Here is a 17,744-nt window from a genome sequence, read left to right as displayed (position 1 = left end):
CGTTCTGTCAGCCGTTGCCAGCCACTAATCTCGCCATCAGACGCAATAACAAGGAAATCTTCAATGAAAAGATTCATTCCAAAGCTGTTGGTACTCGCCGTAAGTTTTGCCTCGATGGAAGCCATGGCCGCCGCCGATCTAATCCTGCTCAACGGCAAGATTTTCACCGCCGACCGCGCTCAACCCAAAGTTCAAGCGCTGGCCGTGGAAAACGGCAAGGTGCTGAAAGTCGGCACCGATGCGCAGATCAAAGCCTTGATCGAACCCGCTACCCAAGTCATCGACCTCAAGGGCAAAGCGTTGATGCCCGGCCTGATCGACAGCCATTCCCACGCCATTTTCGGTGGACTGGAAATGGTCTCGGCGAACATGGAAGACGAAGTCGTCGACCTCGACGAACTGCAAAAACGCCTGCGCGACTGGCGCGAAGACGGCAAGGCCAGGCACGGTGATGTGCTGAGCATTGCCGGCATGAGCTCGGCTTACTGGGCGCAAGCCGAGGCCTTGGGCAAAACCTTCAACAGCGGCGAATGGGCCGATGTACCGGTGGTGTTCATTGGCAGCGACCACCACACGGCGTGGGCCAACAATGTGATGCTCAAGCGCGCCGGCATAGACGCCGCGCTGCTGAAAACCCTGCCCGACGCGGAAAAAGACACCATCGGCAAACGGGCCAACGGTGAGCCGAACGGCTTTGTCGTCGACGCCGGCTGGGATCGGGTCGCCTCGAAAATGCCGGTGCCAAGCCCCGCCGACATGTTGAACGCCGCCAAGTCAGCGGTGCGCTACAACAACAGCCTCGGCATCACCGCGTGGATGGACCCGGCCGCCAACGCTGCACCGGGCGAAGCGGTGTTTGCCCTCAAACCCACCGAGAAAACCGTCGGCGTGCTGCCGGCCTATAAAGCCCTCTCGGAAAGCGGCGACATGAGCGTGCACGTCGCGGCGCTGCTGGTGGCCAACCCGAAAAGCGTGCCCGCCGACCTCGATACGCTGGACAAGGTGCGCCAGCAATTTCAGGGCATTCCCAACCTGACCCTGCCCGGTATCAAGATCTTTGCCGACGGCGTGATTGAATTCCCGGCGCAGAGCGCGGCGATGATCGACCCGTACAGCAACTCGCACAAACAGGGCGAATTGCTGATCGATCCGCAGCATTTCGGTGAACTGGTCAGCGCCATCGACCAGCGCGGCTGGCTGGTGCACATCCATGCGATCGGCGACCGCGCGGTGCGCGAATCGCTGAACGGCATCGCGCAGGCGCGCAAGGATCGGCAGAGCGGCGTGACCCACTCGATCACCCACCTGCAAATGGTCAACCCGAAAGAGTTCGCCCGTTTCAAGCCGCTCAACGTCATCGCCTCGATGCAACTGCTCTGGGCCAGCGCCGACGACTACACCACCGACATGATCAAGCCCTACGTCAGCGCCCTCGCCTTCCGCTATCAGTACCCGGCGCATTCACTGCTCAAACAAGGCGCGACGATTGCCGGCGCGAGTGACTGGCCGGTGTCGTCGCCGAACCCGTTCAATGCCATGGCGCAGGCGATTACTCGTGTCGGCCCGCTGGGCGTGCTCAATGCCGACGAGCGTCTGGACCGCGACACGATGTTCTATGCCTACACCGTTAATGCGGCGCGCACGATTGGCCTGGAAAAACAGATCGGCTCGCTGACGCCGGGCAAGCAGGCGGACTTTATCGTGCTCGACCGCGACGTGTTCAGCGTCGACAACAAAGCCTTGCATGACACCCAGGTGCTGCAAACCTGGTTCGGCGGTCGTCAGGTCTACACCGCCGCCCAATAACAACAAAAATCCCCCCCTGTAGGAGCTGCCGAAGGCGGCAGCTCCTACAGGTTTCTCTTTCTGCCCAAAAATAATCACAACATCGGGACTTCACATGAAAGCCTTGCCCCTGTTCGCCCTGAGTTTCTTCAGCGTGCTGCCGTTGAGCAGTTTCGCGATCCCCTTGAACGACGACTTCGCCGTGCTGGTGGATCTGACCCTGGCCAGCGACTACCGCACCCGTGGCATTTCGCAAACCCAGAATGACCCTGCCGTGCAGGCCGGTCTGACCCTCGCCCACAGCAGCGGTCTGTACCTTGGCGCCTGGAGTTCCAACGTCGATTTCGGCGGTGGCCTGAAAACCCGTCAGGAAGTCGATTACTACGCCGGCTGGCTATGGCAGGCCACTGATGAGGTCAGCCTCGATCTGGGCTACCTCAAGTACGCGTACCCCAAGGAAAGCCAGTTCAACCAGAGCGAGGTCTACGGGATTCTCGGGGTCTACGGGGTGAAAGTGGCGGCGTATTACTCGAGTGATGCGCCGGGAGTCGATAGCAAGCAGAGTTCGCTGTACAGCTACGTCAGTTATGAAACGCAATTGCCGTTCGATTCAGGGCTGAAGCTGCGTTACGGCAATATGGATTTCAAGGATCCGCATTTGTATTCGGCGTCAGGCAGCGCCGAAGAGTCGTACCGCGAATGGGAGGTCAAAGTTACCCATAATCTGGCCGGGGTGGTGCTGGGGTTGAGCTATATCGACACCGATCTGTCGCAGAGCCAGTGCCTGAGTAATTGGGGTTTCAAGGATGTGTGCACCGCCACAGTGGTCGCCAGCGTCAGCAAATCCTTCTGACCCACCGAAATTCCCTGTAGGAGCTGCCGAAGGCTGCGATCTTTTGATCTTGCTTCTAAGAACAACATCAAAAGATCGTCCGATCGCGGCCCGAGCCTTCGGCAGCTCCTACAGGGGAGGTGTGGACGTGTTACAGGATGTTTACGAATTTTTTACCAATGTTCTTCTACAGTTACACGCGCAACCGCGTGGTTTTCTATTCATGTAGAGGAATGTTTGACATGGCTTTGGGCAACGGACTGCGTTTACCGTCCATCACTCCTACCCGACTGGTGCTGCTGTTTTCCCTGGCGCTGGTGGCGTTGTACAACCTGGCGACCTGGAAGGCGCTGGGCACACTGATCACCCTGCAAGGCGCGCACAAAGTGGCGTTCTTTGCTTCGTTCGGGCTGTTTCTCTGGGCCGCGATCACCCTGCTGCTGACCCTGGTGTCGTTTCGCTGGACACTGAAACCGGTGCTCACCGTGGTCGCCCTGCTCTCGGCGTGCGCCGCGTATTTCATGAACGAATACGGCATCACCATCGACACGGTGATGATCCAGAATGTCTTCGAAACCAACCCCGCCGAAGCCACCGCGCTGTTCAACGGCAAGCTGCTGGCTTACGTGCTGCTGCTCGGTGTGTTGCCAGCGGCGTTGATCTGGCGTTGGCCGCTCAGTTATCGGCCGTTCTTGCGCGGTCTGCTCAACAAGGTGCTGGTGATCGTCGCCTGTGTGCTGGTGATCGCCGCGTCGGTGGGCGCGTTCTATTCGACCTACGCGCCGATCTTTCGCGAGGAAGACAAGCTCACCCACTTCATCAACCCGACCAACTACATCTACGCGATCAGCAAGTACACCAAGCAACGCCTGGGCATCAAAAAGCACTTTGTGGTGCAGGCCATTGGCGAAGACGCGGTGATGAGCGCCAAGGCGGCCAGCCGCGAGAAGAAATCGCTGATGGTGTTTGTGGTCGGTGAAACCGCCCGCGCCGATCACTTTTCGCTGAACGGTTATGCGCGCGAGACCAATCCCGAGCTGAGCAAACTCGACATTCTCAATTTCACCCAAGTGCACTCCTGCGGCACGTCGACGGCGGTCTCGGTGCCGTGCATGTTCTCGATGTTCCCGCGGGAAGATTACAGCGACAAGAAAGGCAAAACCTACGAAGGCCTGCTCGACATTCTCCAGCGTGCCGGCGTGCAAGTGCTGTGGCTGGACAACAACAGCGACTGCAAAGGCACCTGCCTGCGCGTGCCGCATCGCGATATTTCGAAGAACCAGCCGGGGCCGTTCTGCGACGGCAACAACTGCCTCGACGAAGCACTGCTGGCCGATCTGCAAGGCTACATCGACAGCCTCAAGGGCCACGCGATCATCGTCCTGCACGCCGACGGCAGCCACGGCCCCGAGTACTACGAGCGCTATCCGAAAGACATGGAGCGCTTCAAGCCGATCTGCCACACCAATCAACTGGGCAGTTGCAGCCGCGATGAACTGGTGAACGTGTACGACAACACGATTCTGTACACCGACCATTTCCTTGCCAAGGTCATCGAACTGCTCAAGCGCAATCAGCAGACCCTGGATACATCGATGATCTATGTCTCCGACCACGGCGAATCGCTGGGCGAGAACGGCTTGTACCTGCACGCGGCGCCGTATGCGCTGGCGCCGGAAGCACAGACCCATGTGCCAATGGTGATGTGGTTTGGCAATGGCACGCTGGCCAGTGAAGGGATTGATCGCGGCTGCCTGCAAGGCAAGACCGGGCAGGCGGATCTGAGCCATGACAACCTGTTTCACTCGGTGCTGGGGTTGTTTGAGGTGAAGACCTCGCTGTATCAGCCGGGGCTGGATATTTTTCATGGGTGCAGGCCTTCAATGACGGCTGCGCAATAACCCCTGGAGTTACACAAATCCCTTGTAGGCCTTCGCCTGCTCGCGATAGCGGTGGATCAGCCAACGTTGATGTTGAATGACACACCGCTATCGCGAGCAGGCGAAGGCCTACAAGGGGATGTGGTGAACCTATGGGATGAGGTTTGCCAGATAGGCCCACGGATAAATGCCGCGCTGGTGGCCGTCGCTGAAGACCAGTTGCACGCCGTAGCCCTGTGGGTTGAGTTCGATCAGGCGCACGCGATCATCCACCTGTGGCGTCAGGCCTTTCAGGCGAAACGCGCGGCATTGCGAGCACGGGCACTGGCGGCGCAGTTCGGCGTGGTTGAGTTGCTGTTCGCGGCCGTCCGGCCAGACGAGGCGCAGCGTCTGCTCCTGCTGCGAGTTCCCCACCGACAGCGGATTCATTGCAGCTGACTCAAGGCAATGCGCACGGCTTTGCGCACTTCCGGGTCGCCGTCATCCTGCGCGGCCTGCAACGCGGCCACGGCGCCGCGATCATTCAACTCGCCCAAGGCCAGCGCGGCTTCCTTGCGCAGGTTGCTGATGCGATGGCCGAGGGTGTCAATCAGCGCGTCCAGCGCCGGAGCGAAACGCAAGCGGCCGAGGCTGCGGGTGGCGCGCAGGCGCACTTGCCAGTAGTCGTCACTCAAGGCTTCAACCAGTGCCGGGCCGGCGTCGCTGTGGCCGACCTTGCCCAAAGTCGTCGCAGCTTCTTCGCGCACTTGCCAGGCGTTGTCCTGCAAAGCCTGACGCAGTGCCGGGAGGACTTCAGCACCAGAGGCCAGACCAAGGGCACCGGTGGCAGCGCGGCGGACTTCGGTGTCCGGATCGTCGCTGGCCAGTCGTGCCAATGCCGGTAATGCATCGAGTTGCTTGAGCCAGCCGAGTACGCCTACGGCTTCGCGGCGCACATTGGCGTCAGCATCGTTGAGCGCCGCCACGGCAGCCGGCGCGGCATCGGCGAAACGCAATTCACGTAGGGCGCGGAACGCGGCGATGCGTACGCTGACGTCGGCATGATCGGTCCACGGCAGAATCACCCGCCCCGCCGCCTCGGTCTTGAGCAGGCTCAAGCTTTGGGCTGCGGCGGCTTGCACGGCAGGCGACGGGTCGGTCAGCGCTTCGCACAAGGCTTGCACAACAGGCTGATCTTCCCAGGCCTCCAGCAACCGCGCGGCTTCAGTGCGGACTTCTTCGGCGGGATCCTGAGCGAGGCGATCAACCAGCCAAAGCAAGCCATCCGGCTCTTCCAGATCCGCCAGATCAATCAGCGCAATACGCCGCACACCGGCGTCGTCAGCGGTCAGGCGCGGTTGCAGGGCGAGGATCTCATCGTTATCGGTCACAGCAAAAATAGAGGTCATAGGGCAAATCGCGGCAATGGGTTTTCGGGAGGCAGGCCGAGCGGATTGAGGCGCGGCAGCGGTCGGTCGTTGTCGTGGCGCAGCAGGTCGAGGCAGTGGCGTTTGAGTCGGGAAAACTCGGGGCTGGTGACCAGTTCGCTGGTGCGCGGTCGGGCAAAGTCCAGGCGCAAGTCTTCAATGATTCGCCCCGGCCGCGCGCTCATCACCAGCAAGCGGTCGGCGAGGAACAGCGCCTCGTCAATGTCATGGGTCACGAAGACCACGGTGGTGCGGATCCGCGTCCAGATGTCCAGCAGCAGTTCTTGCATGTTCAGGCGGGTCAAGGCATCCAGCGCGCCAAACGGCTCGTCCATCAGCAACAGGCGCGGGCGATTGACCAGCACCCGGGCGATTTCGACGCGTTGCTGCATGCCACCGGAGAGCTGATCGGGCCAGCGTTCGGCAAACCCGTCGAGGCCAACCAGCGTGAGGATTTCATCGGCCGCACGATGGCGCTCAGCTTTGCCGATGCCACGCATTTTCAGGCCGAACGCCACGTTGTCACGCACCGTGCGCCACGGAAACAGCGTGTGGTGCTGGAACACCATGCCGCGCTGCGGTGACGGACCGGACACCGCTGCGCCATCGACTTTCAGGCTGCCGGCATGCGCGTCCAAATGCCCGGCCAACGCCCCGAGCAAAGTCGACTTGCCGCAACCGGACGGACCCAGAATGCACACGAACTGGCCGGGTTCGATCTGGCAATCGAGTTCGCGTACGGCTTCGAACGCCTCACGCCCAGCGCCGAGGACGATGGACAGTTGGCGAATGTCGATCCGCCCTTCGGGGGTTTGCATCACGCTCATCAGGCTTTTCCTCGCGGTCGATGCCAGGGCGTGAACAACCCGCCCAGGCGTTTGATCAGCAGACTGCTGCCCATGCCCAACACGCCGATCAGGAGCATGCCGACGACGATGTCGGCGTAGTTCTGAATGGTGTAGGACTCCCAGGTGTAGTAACCGATGCCGAACTGGCCGGAGATCATTTCCGCCGTGACCAGGCAAAACCATGACGTGCCCATGCCGATCGCCAGGCCGGTGATGATGCTGGGTGCGGCGCCGGGCAGGATCACTTCGAGCAGAATCGCGCGGCGCCCTGCCCCTAGGCTTTTCGCTGAGGCGATCAGGCGCGGGTCGACGCCTTCGACGCCGTGCACGGTGTTGAGCAGGATCGGGAACAGTGCACCGGTGAAGGTAATGAAGACCATCGACAGTTCGGAGGACGGGAACATCAGGATCGCCAGCGGAATCCACGCGACAGCCGGGATCGGGCGCAAGACTTCGAGCGGTGGCAGTAACAGGTCTTCGGCCCATTTCGAGCGGCCGATGGCCAGACCGAGGGCGATGCCGATGAGCAATGCGGCGAGGTAACCGGCGAAGACGCGGCTGAGGCTGGCGGTCAGGTGTTGCAGGAGCTTGCCGGAGTCGCCCAAACCGAGTGCGGCTTCGATGACGGCCAAGGGTGTTGGCACGTTGGCGAAGGTGACGAGGCCGAGGTTCCAGTGGTGGCTGGCGGCGAGTTGCCAGAACAGCAGGCAGAGCAGCAAGGATGCGGCTCTTGATGTCCAGCGTAGGGTGGGTGTTTTCATGGATCGGGTTTCCGGTTCTGGATCTGTGTTGTGGCTGAGATTTACCCCCCTCACCCCAGCCCTCTCCCCCCAAGGGGGGCGAGGGGGAAAGGGAGCCGATCTTCGTTGCTTGCAAACCTGAGTTCGGCTCAAGAGAGAGCCGATCTTCATGCCTTTCAAAACCTGAGTTCGGCTCAAGAAGGAGCCAATCTTCATGCTTTTCAAAACCTGAGTCCGGCTCAATAACGAACCCATCCTCATGCTTTTCAAACCTGAGTTCGGCTCGGTATTTCAGGTCGGCGTACCTCGCCCAAACACCTCGGTCAGTCCCCTCTCCCTCCGGGAGAGGGCTAGGGTGAGGGGCTCTTGATCTTCAATTAGCGGGTGGCGACGGCCTGGGTCGTGGCATCGGTGAAATCGAAAACCTTGCCACCCTGCGCCGAGGCAAATTGCTGCGCCTGCCCCTTAAGCAGAAACGCACTCAGGCGCCCCTTCGCATCACTGGCAAACCACGCCTGCTCCGCGAGCAACTTGATCCCGCTGTCACTGGCCTGTGCATACACCGCACGGATGCTTTTGCCTTCCTGCTTCAACGCGGCGAGCGCGGTGAAGGCCGCTTCCGCCGAGGCGTATTGGCGCACCTTGTCCTCACCGCGCACCCAGATTTCGGCGACATGGCTAAAGTCAGTGATCGCTTTGCCGGTGGCGGCATCCGTGGCCTTCAGCGGTGTCTGCGTGTAGTTGGCCAGTTGTGCGGTGTAATCCAGGCCCGACGCCTTGAACGCCGCACGAATGTATTGATCGTCAATGAAGGTGTTGAGGTCGAGGCCACGATCAGCCTTCTTCAGCAACTTCAACGTATCGATAGCCGTGCCGACTGCCTGACGATATTCAGGCTTCCAGCTCAGGTCGCGGGTCTGCACGCCGAGCGGGCCATGAAACAGGTAGTTCACTTCGGCATCGACGCCGGTGACTTTAGCGATCAGCTCGCTGTACTTCTCCGGCTCAGCGGCCAACAGTTGATTGGCCTCGATGCTCGCGCGCAAATAGGCGACGACGACTTCCGGGTACTTCTTCGCATACGCCTGATCCACCAGCGCACCATGGAACGTCGGCGCATTGGCCTGGGCGCCGTCGTAGATCTTGCGGGCGAAACCACGGCTCGGGAACAGTTCGGCGAACGGCACAAAATCGGCGTGAGCGTCGATCTTGCCGGCCTGCAACGCGGAGCCGGCAACTTCCGGCGGCTGGGCGATGATGTTCACATCCTTCAGTGGATCCCAGCCCTGCGCCGCCACGGCACGCAGCAACATGCCGTGCGCAGTCGAAGCGAACGGCACGGAAATGGTCTTGCCCTTGAGTTCGCTCAGCGACTGCACGCCCGACGCGCTCGGCACGACGATGCCGTTGCCGCTGCCCTTGATGCTGCCCGACAACACGCTGATAAACAGGCTGTGCTTGCCGGCGGTTTCGAACGCGACACCGTTGAACGCACCGGGGAAATCGGCCATGGCGCCGAAGTCGAGTTTGCCGGCGACCATCTCGTTGGTCAGCGGTGCGCCGCTGGTGAAGTTTTTCCACTGCACGTCGTACTTGGCGTCTTTGTAGGCGCCGTCGTGGGGCAGGTACTTGTCGAGCAGGCCGAGTTCACGAATCAACAGCCCGCCGGCGGCGCAGTTGATGGTGGTGTCCTGGGTGCCGATGGCAATGCGGATGGTTTCGGCCGAGGCCGACAACGTAAACGAAGCCAGTACCAGACCGGCGATTGCTGCACGCAACATGGTTGTTTCCCCTCGAATCATTTATTGGCTGTTCGTCTCCGCCGCGATCAGGGCGCGGTGGGAAACGAGGGGTTTTCGGTCTTTCCAGCGTCCGGGGTTGCCGGATAGCTAATGGCTTGCCACAAATCCCCTGTAGGAGCTGCCGAAGGCTGCGATCTTTTGATCTTGATCTGAAAAAACATAAGTCAAAAGATCGCAGCCTTCGGCAACTCCTACAGGGATCGGGTTTCAACGCAATAAATAGGGGATGTCGACCTTGACGGCTCCGGTCGGGCAATCCTTCTCGCACGGCATGCAGTACCAGCATTCATCGAACGCCATATAGGCCTTCTGCGTTGCCGGGTTGATTGCCAGCAAGTCCATCGGGCAGACATCGACACACACGGTGCAGCCCTTTTCGGCGATGCATTTGTCCTCGTCCACGGTGACGGGGGCATTGGAGCGGAAGAAGATTTCCTGGGCTTGATAGGCCATGGTTCGGACTCTCTTTTCAGTGATGCATCACGCGGCAAAGGCACCGACTCGCAAACGGTCGTAGGCCTGCATTTCTTCGGCATCGAGCGGGATGATGTAAGGCTCGACGGGCTTCTTGAAACTGGTCATCTGGCCGTCCTCGCCCTTCTTCAGGTGGCAATGGCAGAACCATTCGCTGTCGTTGCGCTGCGGGTGATCGACGCGATAGTGGTACAGGCCCCAACGGCTTTCAGCGCGAAACAACGACGCGCGGGCGGCCATTTCGGCGCAGTCGCGGATCACGCTGGTTTCCATCGCGCGCATCAGTTCGTGGGCGTTGTTGGCTTTCATCTGCTCGAGATCGCGTTCGATGTCGCTGAAGCGCTGCAGGCCGATCTGCATTTTTTTGGTCACTTTTGGCGGTTGCAGGTAGTCGTTAACGAAGCGCCGCAACTTGTACTCGACCTGCGCCGGTGGCAGACCGTGTTGACGATCCAGCGGTGCGTAGACCCGGGCCTTTTCCTGTTCGATCTGCGCGGCATCCAGCGCAGAAAACTCGCGACCGGCGACAAAGTCTGCAGCGTTATGCCCGGCAAACCAGCCGTAGGTGAACGCGCCGAGCATGTAGTTGTGCGGCACGGCCGCCATGTCTCCAGCCGAGTACAAGCCTTTCACCGAAGTCTCGGCACGTTCGTTGACCCACACGCCGGACGCCGAGTGCCCGCTGCAAAAGCCGATTTCGGAGATGTGCATCTCGACCATCTGGGTGCGGTAATCGGTACCGCGATTGGCGTGAAACTGGCCGCGACTCGGGCGTTCGTTGCTGTGCAGAATCTCCTCGATGTTCTGGATGGTTTCTTCCGCCAAGTGATCGAGCTTGAGGAACACCGGGCCGTTGCCGCTCTCCAGTTCCTGGTGAAACTCCCACATCATCTGCCCGCTCCAGTAGTCGCACTCGATGAAGCGTTCACCCTTGTTGTTGGCGGTGTAGCCACCCAGCGGGCCGGTGACATAAGCGCAGGCCGGGCCGTTGTAATCCTTGATCAGCGGGTTGATCTGGAAGCACTCGAGGTTGGCCAGTTCAGCGCCCGCGTGATACGCCATCGCGTAGCCGTCGCCGGCATTGGTCGGGTTTTCGTAGGTGCCCATCAGGTAGCCCGACGACGGCAAACCGAGGCGCCCGGCCGCGCCACAGGCGAGGATCACCGCTTTGGCCTTGATCACATGGAAATCGGCGGTGCGGCAATCGAAGCCCATCACACCGTTGACGGTGCCCTCCTCGTCGGTCAGCAACCGCGTGCAAACGAGGCGATTGGTGATGCTCACCCGTGCGCGTTTCAACTGGCGATAGAGGACTTTTTTGATGTCGTGCCCTTCCGGCATCGGCAGCACGTAGGCACCCATGTGGTGGACTTTTTTCACCGCGTAATCGCCGGTTTCGTCCTTCTCGAACTTCACGCCCCAGCGGTCGAGCTGCTCGATGGTTTCGAAGCTGTGCGTGGCATAGGCGTAAACGGCGGCCTGATTGACAATGCCGTCGTTGGCGATGGTGATTTCCTTGGTGTATTGCTCCGGTGTCGAGTGGCCGGGAATGATCGCGTTGTTCAAACCGTCCATGCCCATGCTGATCGCGCCGCTGCGTTTGACGTTGGCCTTGTCGACCAGCAACACCCGCAGATCACGGTTCTTTTCCTTGGCCTTGATCGCGGCCATCGGGCCTGCGGTGCCGCCACCAATGACGACGATGTCGTATTCCTGTTCGAGAACGTTGCGGGTCATGCCTGCTCCCCTTTTTGCCGGTCGATCCGCAGGCGGTACTGGAACGCATCGCCACGGTAGTAAAGGTGTTCGAAGTCCAGCGGCTGGCCCTGCGCGTCGTGAGTCAAACGCTCGATGCGCATGATCGGCGAACCCGCTTCGACGTTCAGCGCCTGGGTCAGGTCGCTGTCGGCCAGCACCGCGTCGATGGCCAGATCCGCATGGCCAAGGGCGATGCCGCAGTCGTTTTCGAGGATCAGGAAAATATCGCGGGTGACCAGATCGGCCTTCTCCAGGCGCTCACCGACGGTTTTGGGCAGGTAGGTGATTTCCAGCGAGATCGGCTCACGATTGATCAGGCGTACGCGTTTGATCTGCGCCACGGTCTCGCCCTCGGCGACCTGCAAACGCTCGGCGACGCGCTTGTCGGCCGGGATGAATTTGAAGCTGCGCAGGCGGTTGATCACCTCGTAGCCACGCCCGGTCATCGACTCGGCGAGGCCTTGCAGGCTGCTGACGTTTTGAAAGGTTTTCGGTTTGGCGACGAAGGTGCCTTTGCCGTGGATCTTGAAGATCAGCCCTTCCTTTTGCAGATCGCCGAGTGCCTGGCGCACGGTAATGCGGCTGACTTTGAACAGCGCGCCGAGCTCGCTTTCAGAAGGCATCTGGCTGTCTTGCGGGTATTCGCCGTCGAGGATGCGTGCACGGAGGACATCGCGCAGTTGGGTGTGCAGCGGCACGCTGGAAAGCGATAGAACGTTATCGGTCATCACGGGATCACTTGTCATAACGAGTTATGACGTGATCTTAGAGTTGTTATGACAAGGTTGAGAAATACCGAATGGGCATAACCTTAGATGCTTAACATGATCGCTTTTTGTAGGAGTGAGCCTGCTCGCGATAGCGGTGCATCAGAGACGAATCCGGTGTCTGACACTCCGCTATCGCGAGCAGGCTCACTCCTACAGGGGAATTGCGTACTACTGGCGTTTGAGGATTTGATCCATGATCCAGTCAGTTTTTAAGGCTTGTGCGGCGATGGCAGGATGTTGTGAATCGCCACAAATGTGCGCATTCATGCCCAACACGTGATGCCACTGGATGTGTTCGTGATGGGGGATTTCCAGGCTGATGGTTTCGTCGGCATGCAACTGCACGGGATGCTCATCAAACACGGAAAAACTGATCCGTCCGAGGCTGCCGATGATTTCGACCCGATCTTCGCGCCGATCTGCGACAAAGCTCCAGCAGCCCATCCCCAGCGCCCCGGAGGCAAATCGCCAACTGGCGCTGACGGCGTCTTCGGCTGCATACAAACCAGCCTGACGCGCGGTGAAACCGGCGACCTCGACAATATCGCCGAGCAGGTACTGGAACAGGTCAAAGCCATGACTGGCGAGGTCGGCAAAATAACCGCCACCGGCCACTGCAGGATCGGTGCGCCAGTTGTTGCTGCCGTCCAGATCCGCCGCTGAAGGTGCCTTGGTCAGCGTCCAGCTCAAATGCCGGACATCACCAATGCGCCCCTCCTCCAACCATTGCCGCACCTGCGCAAAGCGCGGCAACGAACGGCGATAGTAGGAAACGAACAGGTGCAAACCCGCCTCGGCAAACGCCTGCTGCATCTCGCGGCTTTGCCCGGCATGCAGCGCCATCGGTTTTTCCACGCAGCAATGTTTGCCGGCGGCGGCGACTTTCAGGCTGTAGGCGTGGTGGCTGTCGGGTGGTGTGGCGATGTACACCGCGTCCACCTCGGGATCGTTGATCAGCGCATCGACGTCGGTGTAGACCCGTTCAATGCCGTGGCGCGCGGCGTAATCGGTTACCGCCTCGAGCCGTCGGCTCATCACCGCCACCAATGCCGAACCGGGAGCTTTGTAAAAGGCCGGCCCGCTCTTGCGTTCGGTAACGTCACCGCAACCGATCATGCCCCACCGCACTACATTCATTGTTGCTCCCTTTTATTGTGAAGATCAGCCGATGCGCAAGGCGCGCAGATCGAGGTGACCGTCCTTGAGCGGCGGGCACCAGTAGTAGCCGCCAGTGATCGGGCGGCTGATGCGGTAGAGGCCATCGGTGATGCCATCTTCCAGACCGCTCATGCGCCGCAGTTGCGTTTCGAAAGCATCCAGCGAGAAGCCGAAAGCGAGGAACATAAGGCCTGCGCGATCACCTTCGATCCACGGCATCGAACGGCGCACGACGAAGGCTTGCGGCGCAAAACTTTCCTGCGCGGTGCGTTTGACGTGGGCGGAGACCGGGGCGTCGTCGATTTCTTCGTTGTCGCTGAGGCGACGGCCCATGATGTTGTCTTTGTCCTCGGCGGACAGCTTATGGAAACCCTTGAGATCGTGCTGCCATTGCTGGATGGCGGCGAAGCTGCCGCCGACCATGCCGTCAGTGCCGGTACTTTGCAGGGCGGCCGCGATGGCGGCTTCGTCGTGCGGGTTTTCGGTGCCGTCTTCATAACCGGTGAGGTCGTGGCCGTCCTTGTGGCGGAAGGCCTCTTGCATTTCGACCAGACGCAGGGCCGGGGCCAGTGCGGCTTCGAGGGCGTTGCAGCGGTTGAGCAGTTCACCACGGTCGACGCCGTGCAGCCACACCCACAGCGCGTGCTGGGTCGACGGGTTTTCCACGCCAATACCAGTCATGGCCGGGAAGCTGCGCAGGCCGTCGATCTGCACGTTGAGGGCCTTGACCAGGGACTCACCGAAACCGACCACCGCCGACTGGCCGTCCACCTGATTCATCAGGTTGTCGATCGCCTGCGGCAGTGCTGCAACCGATTCCAGGGCGAAAAACAGGTGACGTGCTTGTGCAGGAACTGGGGTGGCGAGAATGCCCGGCTGGTAGTAACTCATGTGAACTCCTTGGGAAAGTGCGCGGGAGTTTACCTGTGGCCGGAGGATTTGTGGGGGTTTGGATGGAGTCAAAAGCCCCTCACCCTAGCCCTCTCCCAGAGGGAGAGGGAACTGATTGGGGGATGCTGTGGAGATACGCCGACCTGAAAGTGCTGTACCGAATCCAAATTCGACAAAATCTTTCAGGTCGTTGTATGACGAAAGACACCTCGCTCGGCCCCCTCTCTCAAGTCCATAATCGACACAGTCTTTCAGGTCGATGCAACTCGCAAGACACCTCGCTCGGCCCCCTCTCCCAAGGCCATAATCGACACAACCTTTCAGGTCGATGCAACACGCAAGACACCTCGGTCGGCCCCCTCTCTCAAGTCCATAATCGACACAATCTTTCAGGTCGATGCAACTCGCAGGACACCTCGCTCGGCCCCCTCTCCCTCTGGGAGAGGGCTGGGGTGAGGGTTAGCGTCATTGCGCCACGCACTCGGGCTCATCCCCGTCCAGCGCTTGAACGCCCGGCGAAAACTGCGCACATCGCTGTAGCCAACCTCTTCGGTAATCCGCTCGATCGGCATATCCGGATTGGCCAGCAAACTCAGGGTCCGCGCCTGGCGCACCTGCTCCAGCAGCGCCTCGAACGTCAGTGCATGCTCGGTCAACCGCCGGCGCAAGGTACGGCTGCTCATATTCAAATCACCGGCAATCTTTTCGATATGGCTACCACGGCTCAAGTCCCGGGCAATCGCCCGTTCCACGGCCTGAATCAAATCGAGTTTCTGATGCACCTGCGCCGCTTCCAGCTCCAGCAATGCCACAGCCTGACGCAACGCCAGCGAATGATGATTGGGCAGGTGCACGTCCAGCCATTGCCCATCGATCAGCATGCGATTGTACAGGCAACCGAAACGCACATCCGGCCCCAGCAGGCGGTGGTATTCGCTCAGATAATCCGGCGCGGCGTGCACAAACTCCACGGCAATCGCCTTGAACTCAGCCCCGACCAACGCCCGCCCGTACACCAGCAGACTGGCGAAAAACTCCTCGACCGCGAACACCTGCACATCCGCGAACGGCAAGCGGCACTCGGCATCGAGATGCACCTGGCCAGCGACCACATCGACGCTCGACACCACAATCCCGCCCGAGGTGTGTTGATGGCGAATTCCGAGGGCAAAGGCATCGCGCAAGGTCTTGCACAGCGACAGTACATGCCCGAGCAGGCCCAGCGTGCCGAGCACGTTCTGCGCGCCGACCCACAGCCCCAAGCCTTGATTGGGCAGCACTTTGAGTGCGCGCTGAATCATCGCCACGGCCTGACGATAGGAAATCCGCTGCGCCGGATCCTGCAGATCTTCAAGGGTAAAACCCAGCCCACGGCACAAGCTCTGGGGATCGATGCCCTTGTTTTGCGCGACTTCAGCGAGGGTTTGCAGGAGGAACGGCGAGACCAGCGCCAGTTCAAAGGTCGGGTCTTGGACTTTTACGTTCATGGGGGCTGACATTCCGGATCACGCTTGATTGTTATTTTTGTAACCGGTTATGTCGATGGAAGTTAGCACAGGGTGGGCCGACTGTCCGCAGAAGTCCCCCTAACTGTCCGCCAATACCCTGCCCCGCCGGGCGCCAAGCGCTTATTTCTATGGGGCCGGGCGTACTGCGTACCGGCGTTGCGCCCAAAACACAATAATAATGAGGACGGATATGCAACCGAACCGCGCGACACCCACCCTGCGCCTGGCCCTTTCGTTGCTGGGTTGCGCCGTGACCGTACCGGCGCTGGCCACCGAAGCCGGCGTCGACAACATCGGCCCCGGCACCGACGGTTTCTTCATGCTGCCGCTGGAAGTCGACAGCCTTCCGGAGAACATGGTCGCGTTCAACCTCTACTACAACCATTACAAATCGACCAAGCTCAACATCAGCTCGCTGGGCGGCAAGGTGCCCAATGTCGAGATCGAGTCCACCGCCGTCATTCCACGCCTCGATTATCTGAGCCCTGTGCGGATATTTGGCGGACGCCTGGCCGGCTACATCGCCCAGCCGTGGCTGAAACAGGAAGTCTCGGTGTTCGGCCTCAGCGACACCCGCGAAGGCATGGGCGACACCACCATCGCGCCGATCATTCTGTGGGACATGGGCAAGAACCTGACCCTCGGTGCCGCCGTGGAAATCACCGTGCCGACCGGCGAATACAGCGTCGATCGGCTGGCCAATACCAGCAACAATTTCTATACCTACAAGCCGTTGTTCTCGTTCACTTGGTTGCCGACTGACAACACCGAAGTCTCGATGAAGACCACCTACAGCTTCAACGAGAAGAACAAGGACACCGACTACAAGTCGGGGCAGATCTTCCACTTCGATTATTCGGCCAGCTACAAGATCACCGACGACCTGATGCTCGGGGTCAACGGCTACTACCTCAAACAAACCACCGACGACAAACAGTACGGCCACACCGTGCAGTTCGCCGGCCAGGACGTCGACGACGGCGTACGCGGCAAGGTGTTCGCGATTGGTCCGGCGCTGCACTTCACCTTCCTCAAGTACGCCAGCGCGGAGATTCGCTGGGCCAAGGAATTTGATGTGGAAAACCGGCCTGAAGGGGAAATGTTGTGGGCGAAAGTCAGCATCCCCTACGCTTTCTGAGTGCATTTGTAGGAAAGCGCACTTGGATTTGTAGCCTGAAAACCTGAAAAACGCATGGGTGGAATACGCCTACAGCGGCGGTCGAGATTACCGGACAACAGGGGGAAACGTCTGGCAGATTTTAAGGGGACGCTTGCAGATACTGGGCTCCGTTATCCCATGGTTCCTCAAGGGTTCATGGGGTGCATCGTCAGCCAGTGACGACAACGGGCCATTCCCCACTTAGACTGCTTGAAATTGATCACGGAGGTCATATGAGCATATTGCTTTCCCCGTTTTATTCCGAGTTCGAATCCGAAGAAGAGGCCGAGAGCTACGATCGCTGGTTTCGTGCCAAGGTGCAGGAGGCAATGGATGATCCTAGTCCGGGTATTCCCCATGAGGAAGCCATGGTACGGCTCGACCAATTATTAGAAGAGAAACGCAAGAATCGACGCGCTGCCGCTTGAATGGAGCCATGAAGCTCTGGACGATCTGGCTGACATTATTGATTACATTGAACAACACAACTCCAACGCTTCAACATCGATGAAGAGTAAGGTTGGTGCAGCAGCACAGCGACTTTCGTCAATACCTTATGGATACCGATCTGGCCGGGTACCCGGCACTCGCGAAATGGTGATTCCTCCAAACTATTTGTTGGTCTATCGAGTGAACGGGCGCATCAAAATACTGACGTTAGTCCACACCCGACAAAAATATCCTCGAATCTCATCAACATAAAAAAAGGGCGGCCAAATGACCGCCCAAACGT

Annotated in this window: 17 protein-coding genes; 6 read left to right on the top strand and 11 right to left on the bottom strand. The window is 59.8% G+C overall.

The features are described from left to right. Window positions 1–63: 63 nt before the first annotated feature. The 3 genes from P3G59_RS13050 (at window position 64) to P3G59_RS13040 (ending at window position 4,518) form a co-directional block, all read left to right on the top strand. Window positions 64–1,806: an amidohydrolase gene (locus P3G59_RS13050; RefSeq protein ID WP_277761872.1), complete on the top strand. Its 1,743-nt coding sequence runs from the start codon at window positions 64–66 to the stop codon at window positions 1,804–1,806. 94 nt (window positions 1,807–1,900) lie between these two features. After that, window positions 1,901–2,638: a TorF family putative porin gene (locus P3G59_RS13045; RefSeq protein WP_277761871.1), complete on the top strand. Its 738-nt coding sequence runs from the start codon at window positions 1,901–1,903 to the stop codon at window positions 2,636–2,638. Between the two features lie 221 nt (window positions 2,639–2,859). Beyond that, window positions 2,860–4,518 carry a phosphoethanolamine--lipid A transferase gene (locus P3G59_RS13040; RefSeq protein WP_277761870.1) on the top strand — a complete coding sequence of 553 codons (1,659 nt, stop codon included), beginning with the start codon at window positions 2,860–2,862 and terminating at the stop codon, window positions 4,516–4,518. Between the two features lie 129 nt (window positions 4,519–4,647). Here P3G59_RS13040 and P3G59_RS13035 read toward each other — a convergent pair whose 3' ends face one another. The 11 genes from P3G59_RS13035 to P3G59_RS12985 form a co-directional block, all read right to left on the bottom strand. Beyond that, window positions 4,648–4,926, bottom strand: a complete 279-nt coding sequence (locus P3G59_RS13035; protein ID WP_277761869.1) for a DUF971 domain-containing protein — start codon at window positions 4,924–4,926, stop codon at window positions 4,648–4,650. Further along, window positions 4,923–5,885, bottom strand: a complete 963-nt coding sequence (locus P3G59_RS13030; RefSeq protein ID WP_277761868.1) for a HEAT repeat domain-containing protein — start codon at window positions 5,883–5,885, stop codon at window positions 4,923–4,925. Before P3G59_RS13030 ends, P3G59_RS13035 begins: the two co-directional genes overlap by 4 nt. Further along, entirely contained in the window at window positions 5,882–6,730 is an 849-nt protein-coding gene (locus P3G59_RS13025; protein ID WP_277761867.1) for an ABC transporter ATP-binding protein, read from the bottom strand. Before P3G59_RS13025 ends, P3G59_RS13030 begins: the two co-directional genes overlap by 4 nt. After that, window positions 6,730–7,512 carry an ABC transporter permease gene (locus tag P3G59_RS13020; protein WP_277761866.1) on the bottom strand — a complete coding sequence of 261 codons (783 nt, stop codon included), beginning with the start codon at window positions 7,510–7,512 and terminating at the stop codon, window positions 6,730–6,732. Before P3G59_RS13020 ends, P3G59_RS13025 begins: the two co-directional genes overlap by 1 nt. Window positions 7,513–7,868: 356 nt before the next feature. Next, entirely contained in the window at window positions 7,869–9,272 is a 1,404-nt protein-coding gene (locus tag P3G59_RS13015; RefSeq protein ID WP_277761865.1) for an ABC transporter substrate-binding protein, read from the bottom strand. Between the two features lie 228 nt (window positions 9,273–9,500). Continuing rightward, entirely contained in the window at window positions 9,501–9,746 is a 246-nt protein-coding gene (locus P3G59_RS13010) for a ferredoxin family protein (protein ID WP_003225615.1), read from the bottom strand. A 27-nt stretch (window positions 9,747–9,773) separates the two neighbouring features. Further along, a complete protein-coding gene (locus P3G59_RS13005; protein WP_277761864.1) occupies window positions 9,774–11,504 on the bottom strand; it encodes a fumarate reductase/succinate dehydrogenase flavoprotein subunit in 1,731 nt (576 codons plus the stop codon). Further along, window positions 11,501–12,253 (bottom strand): GntR family transcriptional regulator, encoded by a 753-nt coding sequence (locus tag P3G59_RS13000; protein ID WP_277761863.1) that lies wholly within the window; start codon window positions 12,251–12,253, stop codon window positions 11,501–11,503. Before P3G59_RS13000 ends, P3G59_RS13005 begins: the two co-directional genes overlap by 4 nt. 210 nt (window positions 12,254–12,463) lie before the next feature. Then, window positions 12,464–13,432 (bottom strand): Gfo/Idh/MocA family oxidoreductase, encoded by a 969-nt coding sequence (locus tag P3G59_RS12995; protein WP_277761862.1) that lies wholly within the window; start codon window positions 13,430–13,432, stop codon window positions 12,464–12,466. A 24-nt stretch (window positions 13,433–13,456) separates the two neighbouring features. Further along, entirely contained in the window at window positions 13,457–14,344 is an 888-nt protein-coding gene (locus tag P3G59_RS12990) for a Dyp-type peroxidase (RefSeq protein ID WP_277761861.1), read from the bottom strand. Between the two features lie 389 nt (window positions 14,345–14,733). Further along, window positions 14,734–15,831, bottom strand: coding sequence for an AraC family transcriptional regulator (locus tag P3G59_RS12985; protein WP_277761860.1), 1,098 nt, complete (start codon window positions 15,829–15,831; stop codon window positions 14,734–14,736). Between the two features lie 211 nt (window positions 15,832–16,042). On the opposite strand from P3G59_RS12985, the gene P3G59_RS12980 reads away from it, so the two are divergent. The 3 genes from P3G59_RS12980 (at window position 16,043) to P3G59_RS12970 (ending at window position 17,713) form a co-directional block, all read left to right on the top strand. Further along, window positions 16,043–16,990: a transporter gene (locus P3G59_RS12980; RefSeq protein WP_277761859.1), complete on the top strand. Its 948-nt coding sequence runs from the start codon at window positions 16,043–16,045 to the stop codon at window positions 16,988–16,990. Window positions 16,991–17,244: 254 nt separating this feature from the next. Further along, entirely contained in the window at window positions 17,245–17,439 is a 195-nt protein-coding gene (locus P3G59_RS12975) for a stability determinant (protein WP_277761858.1), read from the top strand. Then, window positions 17,420–17,713, top strand: a complete 294-nt coding sequence (locus tag P3G59_RS12970) for a type II toxin-antitoxin system RelE/ParE family toxin (RefSeq protein ID WP_347276974.1) — start codon at window positions 17,420–17,422, stop codon at window positions 17,711–17,713. The genes P3G59_RS12975 and P3G59_RS12970 overlap by 20 nt, the downstream gene beginning before the upstream one ends. Window positions 17,714–17,744: the final 31 nt, after the last annotated feature.

Source organism: Pseudomonas sp. A34-9, from assembly GCF_029543085.1.
Taxonomy (GTDB): Bacteria; Pseudomonadota; Gammaproteobacteria; order Pseudomonadales; family Pseudomonadaceae; genus Aquipseudomonas.
The sequence above is the reverse complement of the archived record's forward strand: the minus strand, read 5'-3'. Positions and strand labels throughout refer to the sequence as shown.